The sequence below is a fragment of the Xenorhabdus japonica genome (assembly GCF_900115195.1).
Lineage (GTDB): Bacteria > Pseudomonadota > Gammaproteobacteria > Enterobacterales > Enterobacteriaceae > Xenorhabdus > Xenorhabdus japonica.
In genome coordinates this window covers 38,033-51,422 of the sequence record NZ_FOVO01000026.1, presented here as the reverse complement: position 1 = coordinate 51,422, position 13,390 = coordinate 38,033, and the positions used below count along the sequence as shown (strand labels likewise).

The window sequence follows — 13,390 nt, the reverse complement described above, 5'->3', positions numbered from 1 at the left end:
GAAAGACTATGGGAAGGCTGGTTCCTGCTACAAACGCTTATTGATGGGTATTTACTGGCTAAATCGGTTGATGTGGAGATGTGACTAAGAGACAGGTCGGGGCGGGGGAGGTAAAACAGCGGGGGCCACAGGCCGACCTGCCTACAGGGTTGTTGGCCGGACGATGGCACGGCAGCTAAAGAAGAACACCGATTTTTGCCGAGGACGGGCGCCGGTGCTGACAGCAGAAGGCGCAGCCTTGTGCGCCACACCCAGCGATGCCGAACAGCGGGGGCGCAGACATAATGTTAATTATACGCTGCGAGCCGCTCACCGATGCCGTGGACTGGCTGCGGAGGGGCTGCCCGGTGAGTGGCGTATAATTCCCCCACATTATGTTGAATGGGCTTTGGACGGCCTGCACTGACTGATTGGGGACACCGATGGACAGGCCGACCATTGCCCATTTACCCCCGCAGGCACTGAGGCCAACGGGCAGTCCGGCCACGGTCTGCCCCTTCACCTAACCCTGCCCAGCTTAACGGGGATTATCGGGCTGTCCGGTGCGCCGGGGTTTCGGGTTGCTATCCGGGGTTTTCGTGTCAGTCCCCGATTGCCCGTACTCTGCCTGCTCTGCCGGATGCGTCTGCTGGTGCACTGTCTTTAAGTGCCCGATAGCCACCCGGGTATAAATTTGGGTGGTTTCCAGCCGTTCATGCCCCAGTATCGCCTGGATGTGCCGGGTGTCGGCCCCGTTGTCCAGCATTTGGGTCGCCATCGAATGGCGGAACAGGTGACAGGCACCGGGTTTGTCGAGCTGCGCCTGTTCACGGATAGCCTTGCCGACCAGTTGGCTTAAGTAATCACGTGACAGGCCGCGTCCCCGGTCGGAGATAAACAGGTAACCACTGTCCCGGTGCGCCGCCAGTCGCGGGCGGACCTGCGCCAGATACCGGGTGAGCCAGTCCAGCGCCCGGCGGCCGATGGGCACCACCCGGTCTTTCTGCCCCTTGCCCTGACGCACACAGAGCACCCCGCGCCCGCGGTCAATGTCGCCCGTGCGCAGATTCGCCAGTTCCATCCGGCGGATGCCGCTGCTCCAGAGTACTTCCAGCATCACCCGGTTGCGAAAGCCGTGCAACGTCCCGCAGTCCAGACTGTCGAGCACCTGCCCGATTTCAGCCACATTCATCACCTGAGCGGGCAAGCGCTTTTCTTTTTTCGGCAGCACGAGCTGGTCAGCGGGATTGTACAAAATCTGGTGGCGGTGCAGCAGCGCGCGGAACCACAACCGCAGAGCATTGAGCCGTTCACGCTGACCGTTGTTGCGGTAAGGCTGCCCGTCCGCCTTGCGGTAAGCGCGAAGATAACGCTGCCAGCTTTCCAGCACCGACAGCGAGACCTGCGGAGCAGTGCAGACAGCCCGTTGTTCGCACCAGTCCACGAACGGCACCAGATAGGCCCGGTAGGCCAGCCGGGTCTGCGGGCTTTTGCCCTGTGCGGTCAGCGTGTCCAGCCAGTTATCCAGTTGCTGGCGTAAGGTCATTACTGTGAAGTCATGCGTGTTTGGCATCAGACAGCTCCTTGTATTTTTTTGCGTTAACGTGAAGCAGTAGCAGTACGGTGTGATTTTATTTTCTTACGTTGCTGGAACAGTGATTTTTCGTTTAGCCAGACTTGCGGGCGGTTAACCCTGTCTGGCTGTGGCTTTAGGGCTATTTTGCTTACCCAGACTTAGCCAAGACTTGGGGCAGACTTGGCACAGACTTGCGTTCGTGCTGCCCAGACTTGCGATAATCATACGGGGACGATCAGGCCGCTTAAGTGAGCACTGTCGCCGTCACCGTCCCAGAGCAGTTCGTATTGCAACAGGTGCCCGCGACTGCCGCCGTGGATCAGCAGATACTCCATGTCACTTAAACGCTGGCAATGCAGCTTAAGCTGGCTGTCGCTCCAGTTCGTGTAAGCCCGGATATCCCGCCGGGTAAAGCGAACTTCCCGTAATGTCTGCTGCCCGGTCGCTGCCATGTCATTCGCCATCTGCTGGATCAGCAATAACAGTTTGCGGGTCTGCGGCGGCATCTCGTCCAGCGTCCGGCCCAGGATTTCATGGGCGAGCTGGTTCGCCAGCCGGATATCGGCTTTCGTGACTTCGATATAGTCCAGTGTCTTACCGCGATGTTCGGCGGTTTTGATGTCCCGCTGGTACTGGTGCAACAGGGCAATGCTCTGGATTAAGGTCAGGTATTTCATGTGGTCACGACGGGTACGGGTTTTGTCTGACATAAAAGTCAGTTGCGAGGCATACGGATTGACCACATTCAGCGGACGCAATAACCGCTGGGCATTCTGGTGCAGTTCGGTCAGATAGTCCCGCTCATTCTCAGCCAGTAAGCCTTCGAGCGTTTGCTTGTGGCGCTGCAACGCATGGATCGCTTCGGTTTGTTCGCGGGATTCATTGACCGTCAACACCAGACAGCGGTTCAGCAGCTCTTCATCCACATCAATGGCGGTGGTGGTTAACATCAGCATCACCGGGCCTTTCACCGTGTAGCTTTTGGTGACCAGCGTGCCAGTCGTCTCATCCTTGCCCGTGCTCGCCATCGTTAATTCGCCATCACTTTGCAACAGCTTCAACGCATACGCAGCCTGTCGCACCCCCTCTTCTTCGGCAATGGCGAGGATTTTATGCTGGAGATTGGTTTCACCGAGGTAAAACAGACTCTGCCCGGTCATGGCGCTGTACTGGATACGTTCTTCTTCGGGGATCAGATTCAAGACGGCATCCATCAGACTGCTCTTGCCTGCGGCGCTGCTGCTCTGGATCAGGACGGCTAAGGGTTTAGGTAACTTGCGGCTCACGGCGGCCAGATACCCCGCTAACAGATTGGTTGATTCACCGACCACACCACAGGCGGCTAAATCAGCGGTGATACGCCCAACCAACGCCGGATCTTGCAGCAAGGCCAGTGCTGCCTCCCGTTCAGCTTCATTCAGTTCAGGTTGCACCGCTGCCGGGTTCGCCGCCTGCGGCTGCCACTGCTCCACGGCCAGCAACACCTGCCCCAATGCCCGCCGGATATCCCCCTCCGCCAGTCCCAGCTCGGTCGCCGCCTGCCTCGCATAACTGTGCCGGCTGCGGGCACTCCTCAGATCAACGCCATCCGCGAACAGCACCCCGCTTTGCCTGTCCAGCACCTGCGCATTGAGTTTCATGGTGGCGGCACCGGCTTTGATTGCGCCCATGCCTCGCAGACACCATTGCAGTGTGCCGACCGAGATCAACAGCTCGCCATTGTCACCGGGTTCACAGACCACCCCCGGTGTGGTGTTGAGCGCGGGTTCAGCCACTAAAGAAGCGGGGTCGGGATCAATCGCAACGCGGTCGGCCACCTCCTGCATCGGCACGGCACTGTCAAGCAGCAGGCCGAAGGCGGCTTCCGGCTCGGCGACCTGACACAGATAACCGTTGGCATCCATTTCCGGCGGGAACATCACGCGCAGCGGGGTGATCCCTCTGGCGGCCAGTGCGGCCGCCAGTTTCACCGCCGCCACATTACCGGCGCTGTCATTGTCGAACGCGATCAGTACCTGCTTAATCCCGTAGTGCGCAAAAGCCTGCCAGTGCTCAGCCGTGACGCCATTGACCCCATAAGCGGTGGTGACATGGCGATGTCCGGCGACCCAGAACGACAGCGCATCGATCAGCGATTCACACAGGATCAGGCTTTTCGAGGCCACCAGTGCAGCTTCATTCCAGACGCCGTGGTGTGCCCCCGGCAGGTAAATATGCTTCGGCGTCCCGGCCCGCAAGCGGTCAATGATTTTGCGGCCATACATTTCCTGCACCTGACCATTGAGACCGATCACCGGAATGACCAGCGAGCCGCTGAAGTGTTCATGGCCGCTCTCACGCAACACTCCGGCGGCCTGCAGCTGGGCACGGATCTCGGCACCGGCTTTCAGTTGTCGGGCGGGCAAGCGATACCCCAGTGTCCGGTTGGCAAAGCCCAGCTTAAACTGCGCCACTAATTCAGGATGGTTCAGCCGCCGCTTGATCAGATAGGCCTGTGCTTCCGGCGCATTCAGCAAGGTCTGGTGATAGAACTCCGTCACCCGTAACAACAGCGCCTGTTGCCCGACCACATCGCTCATCAGTTCCGACGAGTCAACCAGCGGCTCGACCGCCGGATTGCGGCCGAGCATCGCGCGCAACCGTTCACAGGCATGGCGCAGACTTAAATTCTCCGTTTTCATCACCCAGTCCAGCACTGATCCGCCCGCATCGCAGCCAAAGCAGTGATAGAGATTTTTCGACGGCGTGATCACCATCGACGGCGTTTTCTCCTGATGGAACGGGCACAGCACGATCCTGTCTTTGCCGCGTTTAATCACCTGCCGCCCCTGCTGCTCAAGGACGGCCACTAAAGGAACTGCTGCTTTCAGGTGCTGCAATTCTGCTTCGGGAATGCGAGCCATATCTTTAGTTCCCTCAAAACCTTGTCAAGACCATTTATATGTTTTATTATGGCACATATACATGTACCATCGTCAAGCGGTTATTTTTTTGGGGGTAGAATCATGAGTCATTCGATTTACTGGTGTTTACCTATGCCTTTATCTGAAAGACTCATTGCGTTACGCAAACAACGCAGCCTGTCCCAACAGGCAATGGCGGATGCGATTGGCATACATGCTAATAGCTGGAAGAAGTACGAAACAGGGCAGGCACAGCCTTCCCTTGAGGTATTGAAGAAGATTGCAACATCGTTGAATGTCAGCACGGATTTTTTGTTATTTGATACACATGAACGTGTGCCAACTGGTGAGCTGTCATTGCAGTTTGAAGCCATCAGTCAGCTTCCAGAAGATGAGCAAGGTATTGTGCGGGAAGTACTGGAAAGCCTGATTATCAAGTATCAATCACGGCGCTGGGATTCAGCAAGGCAGGCCGCTAAGAAGAAAGAGTAAGTTATAAAATGATCGCAGATTGTCAGTGCGTCAACACTGGCAATCTGCTCACCACAACCAACTGATATGGAGTTGAATATGGCTAAGGCGCATTCTAAGCAAAACCGGGCGGTAAATAAAGCCGCCAAAACAGAACGTTATTACACGGTGGGATACGTGCCGCAAAATGACAAGGCCAGTGCCCCGCCTGCGATCCACCTGAAAGGCCAGTGGCTTAAGGCAGCAGGGTTTGATATTGGCGATACACTCACCGTCAAGATTATGAACGGCTGTTTAGTGCTGATCCCTGACAGCGATGATACATGCACTATCAAGCAACAGTACCGACGCCAGCAAGATCAGCTCAGTGAGATTAAGCTGCGGATGCGGGAGTTGATTGGGGATTATCAGGCGGGATAATTAAAATAGAATGAGAGGAAATGTTCCCCTCTCATTTTTTTAATTAAAGCTCGACATATTTAGGCCATCAAGAATTAAATTTTTCCTGATTTATGGGAATAAAATTAATCTAAATCCTCCAGATCATCCAACCCCAAAAGCCTATATTTCTCTGTCATGTCAATATCTTTAGCATTAATCCAATCAATTCGTTCCGATGGTTCCAAAGGATTCTTTGCAAAGTCTTCTATTGCTAAAAATGCTTTCTCCGGTGGGATACAAGCACCGACAAAGATAAGGTCAAGCTGACCATCCAGATCAATTAATTGATCCATTTTATCTTTATCTCCCAGAGAGTAAAATCCTGAACTACCATGGCTATAAAGTAGAGAAAAAGTTCCTTGCTCAGAGTGATGAGAAAAAAATAAAGTAGATATTATTTTTCTATTTTCAGAAAAATAACGACTGGCTAGAGTTGTATGAGACTTAGTCCAAATATATTTATTTTCTGAATAGGACATAAAAAAATCTCTATATTTTTCTAGGATAAAATTTTCAGAAACAGTTCCATCTGGATAGCTAAATTCAAAATAATACATCTTAATTCTCCTTATGCATCAGAATATCAATGGATTAGAAACGCCTTTATTATATACAACCAGTTTCTCAATCCCCATTGATTCTCTTAGCAGTGGTAAATAGTTCTTACAAAAATCGCATGTCGGGCGGTCAACAAACATCGTGACTTCTTTTGGCATCTTTCCGCCACTTTTTGTTATTCGTTCATAAGCTCGGACTAATGCAAGCCCTTCAGCGTCTGCGGCAGCTTTTGAAATTGTTGATGGTTCTACACCAGTACTCTTGTATATTTTTCTAAACCACTCTTTACGCTTAGCTGCGTACTCCAACCCTGGAATAGCTTGCCTATTCATACCAAAGAATTTACGGTTTCCTATGGAAACAAAAGCAACAGTTTGTAATCCATCATTAGGAGCAGGGACTCTGTTGCCAAGAACTGGCAATCGGGTTCTAGATCTAAACCTATCAATTTGTTCCCAAGGACATCCTGCCAGTCCCATTGGATCAACCCATGTTGATGGATTATGAACATAGGCATAGGGATTCTCACCGCCCATTAGCCCAATCGGATCAGGCGTCAGATACTGCCCCGCCACTGGCGAGTAATACCGGAACCGGTTGTAGACTAACCCGCTCTCTTCATCCAGCCACTGCCCGGCGAATTGTAGCCCCGGATTCAGCTCGGCATTTTCCCCCAACACCCCCAGACGCAGCCCGTACAGGCTCTGCGGCGGCTGGCGCCAGACCCGGTGCCCCGCGGCATCAAACAACGCCAGCGGCTCCCCGGTCGGTGCGCACACCGCATACTGCATCTGCACCTCTCCGGCCAGCAGCTCATGCCGGTTTTCCGGGTTCAGGCTAAAGAACTGCACCTGCTGGGCCAGCAACTGCCAGCCATCAAAAACGAGGTGGCGGATACAGTGCAAGCGGTTGTGCTGGTATTCGCGGATTTCCGCCGGCACGTCCCCGTCCCACAAATACGTGGTGCGCAGGCCTGCCCGTTCGCACGCTTTCTCCGTGCGCCGCCCGAAGGCATCATAACGATACTCCCACTGCTGGCCGCCCGGCGTCTGCACCCCAATCAGCTGGTTCTGGCTGTTCCAGCGGAACCTGGTCAGCTGCGGGCGGTGGCCTGCCTGCCACAGCTGCAGGGCGGTCATCCGCCCGGCATCATCATACTCAAACAGATGCTGACCCAGCTGGCGTAACCGGTGGCCTTTCTGGTACAGCCGTTCCCCATCAATCTCATTGAGGCCATCCTCAGACGAGTCCGGGTGCGGTCATACTTTTTTACGTGATTTTTCCTTTCAATATCATGCTATTAAAGTTCAGTTTTTACCGGTTCCGCTAACCACAGCGAACCCAAAACGCCAATGTGCACTTTCAGGATTTTCGGCAACGGCTGAACGCTGACCAGCTTGTCTGGGCGGCGGGCAGCCGTTCTGCGGGTGCGGGCGGCACAGAGCCTGCCAGCGGCGCCCTGCGACGCTCTGGCGCACCGATGTTGCTGATTGAGTACGATTTTGCATGACGACGCTTTATTCAAGGGAAGCCCCCTGCGGGGGCTGCACGGGGCGGAGATGGCGAGCACGGGAACGGGCAAGAAGCGTAGTGACTGCGAGCCGGGCGCAGTAAGTCGCAGCGGGGTTGGAGCGGGGGAGGTAAAACAGCGGGGGCCACAGGCCGACCTGCCTACAGGGTTGTTGGCCGGACGATGGCACGGCAGCTAAAGAAGAACACCGATTTTTGCCGAGGACGGGCGCCGGTGCTGACAGCAGAAGGCGCAGCCTTGTGCGCCACACCCAGCGATGCCGAACAGCGGGGGCGCAGACATAATGTTAATTATACGCTGCGAGCCGCTCACCGATGCCGTGGACTGGCTGCGGAGGGGCTGCCCGGTGAGTGGCGTATAATTCCCCCACATTATGTTGAATGGGCTTTGGACGGCCTGCACTGACTGATTGGGGACACCGATGGACAGGCCGACCATTGCCCATTTACCCCCGCAGGCACTGAGGCCAACGGGCAGTCCGGCCACGGTCTGCCCCTTCACCTAACCCTGCCCAGCTTAACGGGGATTATCGGGCTGTCCGGTGCGCCGGGGTTTCGGGTTGCTATCCGGGGTTTTCGTGTCAGTCCCCGATTGCCCGTACTCTGCCTGCTCTGCCGGATGCGTCTGCTGGTGCACTGTCTTTAAGTGCCCGATAGCCACCCGGGTATAAATTTGGGTGGTTTCCAGCCGTTCATGCCCCAGTATCGCCTGGATGTGCCGGGTGTCGGCCCCGTTGTCCAGCATTTGGGTCGCCATCGAATGGCGGAACAGGTGACAGGCACCGGGTTTGTCGAGCTGCGCCTGTTCACGGATAGCCTTGCCGACCAGTTGGCTTAAGTAATCACGTGACAGGCCGCGTCCCCGGTCGGAGATAAACAGGTAACCACTGTCCCGGTGCGCCGCCAGTCGCGGGCGGACCTGCGCCAGATACCGGGTGAGCCAGTCCAGCGCCCGGCGGCCGATGGGCACCACCCGGTCTTTCTGCCCCTTGCCCTGACGCACACAGAGCACCCCGCGCCCGCGGTCAATGTCGCCCGTGCGCAGATTCGCCAGTTCCATCCGGCGGATGCCGCTGCTCCAGAGTACTTCCAGCATCACCCGGTTGCGAAAGCCGTGCAACGTCCCGCAGTCCAGACTGTCGAGCACCTGCCCGATTTCAGCCACATTCATCACCTGAGCGGGCAAGCGCTTTTCTTTTTTCGGCAGCACGAGCTGGTCAGCGGGATTGTACAAAATCTGGTGGCGGTGCAGCAGCGCGCGGAACCACAACCGCAGAGCATTGAGCCGTTCACGCTGACCGTTGTTGCGGTAAGGCTGCCCGTCCGCCTTGCGGTAAGCGCGAAGATAACGCTGCCAGCTTTCCAGCACCGACAGCGAGACCTGCGGAGCAGTGCAGACAGCCCGTTGTTCGCACCAGTCCACGAACGGCACCAGATAGGCCCGGTAGGCCAGCCGGGTCTGCGGGCTTTTGCCCTGTGCGGTCAGCGTGTCCAGCCAGTTATCCAGTTGCTGGCGTAAGGTCATTACTGTGAAGTCATGCGTGTTTGGCATCAGACAGCTCCTTGTATTTTTTTGCGTTAACGTGAAGCAGTAGCAGTACGGTGTGATTTTATTTTCTTACGTTGCTGGAACAGTGATTTTTCGTTTAGCCAGACTTGCGGGCGGTTAACCCTGTCTGGCTGTGGCTTTAGGGCTATTTTGCTTACCCAGACTTAGCCAAGACTTGGGGCAGACTTGGCACAGACTTGCGTTCGTGCTGCCCAGACTTGCGATAATCATACGGGGACGATCAGGCCGCTTAAGTGAGCACTGTCGCCGTCACCGTCCCAGAGCAGTTCGTATTGCAACAGGTGCCCGCGACTGCCGCCGTGGATCAGCAGATACTCCATGTCACTTAAACGCTGGCAATGCAGCTTAAGCTGGCTGTCGCTCCAGTTCGTGTAAGCCCGGATATCCCGCCGGGTAAAGCGAACTTCCCGTAATGTCTGCTGCCCGGTCGCTGCCATGTCATTCGCCATCTGCTGGATCAGCAATAACAGTTTGCGGGTCTGCGGCGGCATCTCGTCCAGCGTCCGGCCCAGGATTTCATGGGCGAGCTGGTTCGCCAGCCGGATATCGGCTTTCGTGACTTCGATATAGTCCAGTGTCTTACCGCGATGTTCGGCGGTTTTGATGTCCCGCTGGTACTGGTGCAACAGGGCAATGCTCTGGATTAAGGTCAGGTATTTCATGTGGTCACGACGGGTACGGGTTTTGTCTGACATAAAAGTCAGTTGCGAGGCATACGGATTGACCACATTCAGCGGACGCAATAACCGCTGGGCATTCTGGTGCAGTTCGGTCAGATAGTCCCGCTCATTCTCAGCCAGTAAGCCTTCGAGCGTTTGCTTGTGGCGCTGCAACGCATGGATCGCTTCGGTTTGTTCGCGGGATTCATTGACCGTCAACACCAGACAGCGGTTCAGCAGCTCTTCATCCACATCAATGGCGGTGGTGGTTAACATCAGCATCACCGGGCCTTTCACCGTGTAGCTTTTGGTGACCAGCGTGCCAGTCGTCTCATCCTTGCCCGTGCTCGCCATCGTTAATTCGCCATCACTTTGCAACAGCTTCAACGCATACGCAGCCTGTCGCACCCCCTCTTCTTCGGCAATGGCGAGGATTTTATGCTGGAGATTGGTTTCACCGAGGTAAAACAGACTCTGCCCGGTCATGGCGCTGTACTGGATACGTTCTTCTTCGGGGATCAGATTCAAGACGGCATCCATCAGACTGCTCTTGCCTGCGGCGCTGCTGCTCTGGATCAGGACGGCTAAGGGTTTAGGTAACTTGCGGCTCACGGCGGCCAGATACCCCGCTAACAGATTGGTTGATTCACCGACCACACCACAGGCGGCTAAATCAGCGGTGATACGCCCAACCAACGCCGGATCTTGCAGCAAGGCCAGTGCTGCCTCCCGTTCAGCTTCATTCAGTTCAGGTTGCACCGCTGCCGGGTTCGCCGCCTGCGGCTGCCACTGCTCCACGGCCAGCAACACCTGCCCCAATGCCCGCCGGATATCCCCCTCCGCCAGTCCCAGCTCGGTCGCCGCCTGCCTCGCATAACTGTGCCGGCTGCGGGCACTCCTCAGATCAACGCCATCCGCGAACAGCACCCCGCTTTGCCTGTCCAGCACCTGCGCATTGAGTTTCATGGTGGCGGCACCGGCTTTGATTGCGCCCATGCCTCGCAGACACCATTGCAGTGTGCCGACCGAGATCAACAGCTCGCCATTGTCACCGGGTTCACAGACCACCCCCGGTGTGGTGTTGAGCGCGGGTTCAGCCACTAAAGAAGCGGGGTCGGGATCAATCGCAACGCGGTCGGCCACCTCCTGCATCGGCACGGCACTGTCAAGCAGCAGGCCGAAGGCGGCTTCCGGCTCGGCGACCTGACACAGATAACCGTTGGCATCCATTTCCGGCGGGAACATCACGCGCAGCGGGGTGATCCCTCTGGCGGCCAGTGCGGCCGCCAGTTTCACCGCCGCCACATTACCGGCGCTGTCATTGTCGAACGCGATCAGTACCTGCTTAATCCCGTAGTGCGCAAAAGCCTGCCAGTGCTCAGCCGTGACGCCATTGACCCCATAAGCGGTGGTGACATGGCGATGTCCGGCGACCCAGAACGACAGCGCATCGATCAGCGATTCACACAGGATCAGGCTTTTCGAGGCCACCAGTGCAGCTTCATTCCAGACGCCGTGGTGTGCCCCCGGCAGGTAAATATGCTTCGGCGTCCCGGCCCGCAAGCGGTCAATGATTTTGCGGCCATACATTTCCTGCACCTGACCATTGAGACCGATCACCGGAATGACCAGCGAGCCGCTGAAGTGTTCATGGCCGCTCTCACGCAACACTCCGGCGGCCTGCAGCTGGGCACGGATCTCGGCACCGGCTTTCAGTTGTCGGGCGGGCAAGCGATACCCCAGTGTCCGGTTGGCAAAGCCCAGCTTAAACTGCGCCACTAATTCAGGATGGTTCAGCCGCCGCTTGATCAGATAGGCCTGTGCTTCCGGCGCATTCAGCAAGGTCTGGTGATAGAACTCCGTCACCCGTAACAACAGCGCCTGTTGCCCGACCACATCGCTCATCAGTTCCGACGAGTCAACCAGCGGCTCGACCGCCGGATTGCGGCCGAGCATCGCGCGCAACCGTTCACAGGCATGGCGCAGACTTAAATTCTCCGTTTTCATCACCCAGTCCAGCACTGATCCGCCCGCATCGCAGCCAAAGCAGTGATAGAGATTTTTCGACGGCGTGATCACCATCGACGGCGTTTTCTCCTGATGGAACGGGCACAGCACGATCCTGTCTTTGCCGCGTTTAATCACCTGCCGCCCCTGCTGCTCAAGGACGGCCACTAAAGGAACTGCTGCTTTCAGGTGCTGCAATTCTGCTTCGGGAATGCGAGCCATATCTTTAGTTCCCTCAAAACCTTGTCAAGACCATTTATATGTTTTATTATGGCACATATACATGTACCATCGTCAAGCGGTTATTTTTTTGGGGGTAGAATCATGAGTCATTCGATTTACTGGTGTTTACCTATGCCTTTATCTGAAAGACTCATTGCGTTACGCAAACAACGCAGCCTGTCCCAACAGGCAATGGCGGATGCGATTGGCATACATGCTAATAGCTGGAAGAAGTACGAAACAGGGCAGGCACAGCCTTCCCTTGAGGTATTGAAGAAGATTGCAACATCGTTGAATGTCAGCACGGATTTTTTGTTATTTGATACACATGAACGTGTGCCAACTGGTGAGCTGTCATTGCAGTTTGAAGCCATCAGTCAGCTTCCAGAAGATGAGCAAGGTATTGTGCGGGAAGTACTGGAAAGCCTGATTATCAAGTATCAATCACGGCGCTGGGATTCAGCAAGGCAGGCCGCTAAGAAGAAAGAGTAAGTTATAAAATGATCGCAGATTGTCAGTGCGTCAACACTGGCAATCTGCTCACCACAACCAACTGATATGGAGTTGAATATGGCTAAGGCGCATTCTAAGCAAAACCGGGCGGTAAATAAAGCCGCCAAAACAGAACGTTATTACACGGTGGGATACGTGCCGCAAAATGACAAGGCCAGTGCCCCGCCTGCGATCCACCTGAAAGGCCAGTGGCTTAAGGCAGCAGGGTTTGATATTGGCGATACACTCACCGTCAAGATTATGAACGGCTGTTTAGTGCTGATCCCTGACAGCGATGATACATGCACTATCAAGCAACAGTACCGACGCCAGCAAGATCAGCTCAGTGAGATTAAGCTGCGGATGCGGGAGTTGATTGGGGATTATCAGGCGGGATAATTAAAATAGAATGAGAGGAAATGTTCCCCTCTCATTTTTTTAATTAAAGCTCGACATATTTAGGCCATCAAGAATTAAATTTTTCCTGATTTATGGGAATAAAATTAATCTAAATCCTCCAGATCATCCAACCCCAAAAGCCTATATTTCTCTGTCATGTCAATATCTTTAGCATTAATCCAATCAATTCGTTCCGATGGTTCCAAAGGATTCTTTGCAAAGTCTTCTATTGCTAAAAATGCTTTCTCCGGTGGGATACAAGCACCGACAAAGATAAGGTCAAGCTGACCATCCAGATCAATTAATTGATCCATTTTATCTTTATCTCCCAGAGAGTAAAATCCTGAACTACCATGGCTATAAAGTAGAGAAAAAGTTCCTTGCTCAGAGTGATGAGAAAAAAATAAAGTAGATATTATTTTTCTATTTTCAGAAAAATAACGACTGGCTAGAGTTGTATGAGACTTAGTCCAAATATATTTATTTTCTGAATAGGACATAAAAAAATCTCTATATTTTTCTAGGATAAAATTTTCAGAAACAGTTCCATCTGGATAGCTAAATTCAAAATAATACATCTTAA

At 54.6% G+C, this 13,390-nt stretch carries 14 protein-coding genes; 6 read left to right on the top strand and 8 right to left on the bottom strand.

Annotated features, from left to right (window positions below; translation table 11 throughout):
• Positions 1-163: 163 nt before the first annotated feature.
• On the top strand, positions 164-406 hold the full coding sequence (locus BM135_RS17030) for a hypothetical protein (protein WP_175486098.1): 243 nt from the start codon (positions 164-166) through the stop codon (positions 404-406).
• Between the two features lie 111 nt (positions 407-517).
• Here the strand turns inward: BM135_RS17030 and xerC (BM135_RS11130) are convergent, their stop codons facing one another.
• The gene (xerC, locus tag BM135_RS11130; RefSeq protein ID WP_281244134.1) at positions 518-1,609 is read right to left on the bottom strand and encodes a site-specific tyrosine recombinase XerC; all 1,092 of its coding nucleotides are present in this window, start codon (positions 1,607-1,609) and stop codon (positions 518-520) included.
• 167 nt (positions 1,610-1,776) lie between these two features.
• On the bottom strand, positions 1,777-4,458 hold the full coding sequence (locus BM135_RS11125; protein ID WP_092519792.1) for a CHC2 zinc finger domain-containing protein: 2,682 nt from the start codon (positions 4,456-4,458) through the stop codon (positions 1,777-1,779).
• Between the two features lie 132 nt (positions 4,459-4,590).
• Between BM135_RS11125 and BM135_RS11120 the strand changes: the two genes are divergently transcribed.
• Together BM135_RS11120 and BM135_RS11115 are read left to right on the top strand one after the other, a co-directional pair.
• Positions 4,591-4,950, top strand: coding sequence for a helix-turn-helix domain-containing protein (locus tag BM135_RS11120; RefSeq protein ID WP_339385130.1), 360 nt, complete (start codon positions 4,591-4,593; stop codon positions 4,948-4,950).
• Between the two features lie 78 nt (positions 4,951-5,028).
• Entirely contained in the window at positions 5,029-5,349 is a 321-nt protein-coding gene (locus tag BM135_RS11115) for a SymE family type I addiction module toxin (protein ID WP_092519790.1), read from the top strand.
• Positions 5,350-5,453: 104 nt separating this feature from the next.
• Here BM135_RS11115 and BM135_RS11110 read toward each other — a convergent pair whose 3' ends face one another.
• The 3 genes from BM135_RS11110 to BM135_RS17020 all read right to left on the bottom strand — a co-directional run bounded on the left by BM135_RS11110 (position 5,454) and on the right by BM135_RS17020 (position 7,436).
• Positions 5,454-5,927, bottom strand: coding sequence for a hypothetical protein (locus BM135_RS11110; RefSeq protein ID WP_092519789.1), 474 nt, complete (start codon positions 5,925-5,927; stop codon positions 5,454-5,456).
• An 18-nt stretch (positions 5,928-5,945) separates the two neighbouring features.
• Positions 5,946-7,094: an RHS repeat-associated core domain-containing protein gene (locus BM135_RS17720; RefSeq protein ID WP_479688441.1), complete on the bottom strand. Its 1,149-nt coding sequence runs from the start codon at positions 7,092-7,094 to the stop codon at positions 5,946-5,948.
• Between the two features lie 141 nt (positions 7,095-7,235).
• A complete protein-coding gene (locus BM135_RS17020; RefSeq protein ID WP_175486096.1) occupies positions 7,236-7,436 on the bottom strand; it encodes a hypothetical protein in 201 nt (66 codons plus the stop codon).
• 185 nt (positions 7,437-7,621) lie between these two features.
• On the opposite strand from BM135_RS17020, the gene BM135_RS17015 reads away from it, so the two are divergent.
• Positions 7,622-7,864, top strand: coding sequence for a hypothetical protein (locus BM135_RS17015; RefSeq protein WP_175486098.1), 243 nt, complete (start codon positions 7,622-7,624; stop codon positions 7,862-7,864).
• Between the two features lie 111 nt (positions 7,865-7,975).
• On the opposite strand, the gene xerC (BM135_RS11090) is transcribed toward BM135_RS17015, so the two are convergent.
• The gene (xerC, locus tag BM135_RS11090; protein WP_281244134.1) at positions 7,976-9,067 is read right to left on the bottom strand and encodes a site-specific tyrosine recombinase XerC; all 1,092 of its coding nucleotides are present in this window, start codon (positions 9,065-9,067) and stop codon (positions 7,976-7,978) included.
• Between the two features lie 167 nt (positions 9,068-9,234).
• Positions 9,235-11,916, bottom strand: coding sequence for a CHC2 zinc finger domain-containing protein (locus BM135_RS11085; protein ID WP_092519792.1), 2,682 nt, complete (start codon positions 11,914-11,916; stop codon positions 9,235-9,237).
• 132 nt (positions 11,917-12,048) lie between these two features.
• Between BM135_RS11085 and BM135_RS11080 the strand changes: the two genes are divergently transcribed.
• A complete protein-coding gene (locus BM135_RS11080; RefSeq protein ID WP_339385130.1) occupies positions 12,049-12,408 on the top strand; it encodes a helix-turn-helix domain-containing protein in 360 nt (119 codons plus the stop codon).
• Between the two features lie 78 nt (positions 12,409-12,486).
• Positions 12,487-12,807: a SymE family type I addiction module toxin gene (locus BM135_RS11075; RefSeq protein ID WP_092519790.1), complete on the top strand. Its 321-nt coding sequence runs from the start codon at positions 12,487-12,489 to the stop codon at positions 12,805-12,807.
• A gap of 104 nt (positions 12,808-12,911) precedes the next feature.
• Here BM135_RS11075 and BM135_RS11070 read toward each other — a convergent pair whose 3' ends face one another.
• Positions 12,912-13,385 (bottom strand): hypothetical protein, encoded by a 474-nt coding sequence (locus tag BM135_RS11070; protein ID WP_092519789.1) that lies wholly within the window; start codon positions 13,383-13,385, stop codon positions 12,912-12,914.
• Positions 13,386-13,390 lie beyond the last annotated feature (5 nt).

Bases quoted from the DNA above. Each gene is read 5' to 3' on its own strand.
- BM135_RS11120 (WP_339385130.1), top strand. From the start codon at position 4,591: ATGCCTTTATCTGAAAGACTCATTGCGTTACGCAAACAACGCAGCCTG.
- BM135_RS11125 (WP_092519792.1), bottom strand. From the start codon at position 4,458: ATGGCTCGCATTCCCGAAGCAGAATTGCAGCACCTGAAAGCAGCAGTT.
- BM135_RS11075 (WP_092519790.1), top strand. From the start codon at position 12,487: ATGGCTAAGGCGCATTCTAAGCAAAACCGGGCGGTAAATAAAGCCGCC.
- BM135_RS11080 (WP_339385130.1), top strand. From the start codon at position 12,049: ATGCCTTTATCTGAAAGACTCATTGCGTTACGCAAACAACGCAGCCTG.
- BM135_RS11070 (WP_092519789.1), bottom strand. From the start codon at position 13,385: ATGTATTATTTTGAATTTAGCTATCCAGATGGAACTGTTTCTGAAAAT.
- BM135_RS11110 (WP_092519789.1), bottom strand. From the start codon at position 5,927: ATGTATTATTTTGAATTTAGCTATCCAGATGGAACTGTTTCTGAAAAT.
- BM135_RS17030 (WP_175486098.1), top strand. From the start codon at position 164: ATGGCACGGCAGCTAAAGAAGAACACCGATTTTTGCCGAGGACGGGCG.
- BM135_RS17015 (WP_175486098.1), top strand. From the start codon at position 7,622: ATGGCACGGCAGCTAAAGAAGAACACCGATTTTTGCCGAGGACGGGCG.
- BM135_RS11115 (WP_092519790.1), top strand. From the start codon at position 5,029: ATGGCTAAGGCGCATTCTAAGCAAAACCGGGCGGTAAATAAAGCCGCC.
- BM135_RS11085 (WP_092519792.1), bottom strand. From the start codon at position 11,916: ATGGCTCGCATTCCCGAAGCAGAATTGCAGCACCTGAAAGCAGCAGTT.
- BM135_RS17020 (WP_175486096.1), bottom strand. From the start codon at position 7,436: ATGCAAAATCGTACTCAATCAGCAACATCGGTGCGCCAGAGCGTCGCA.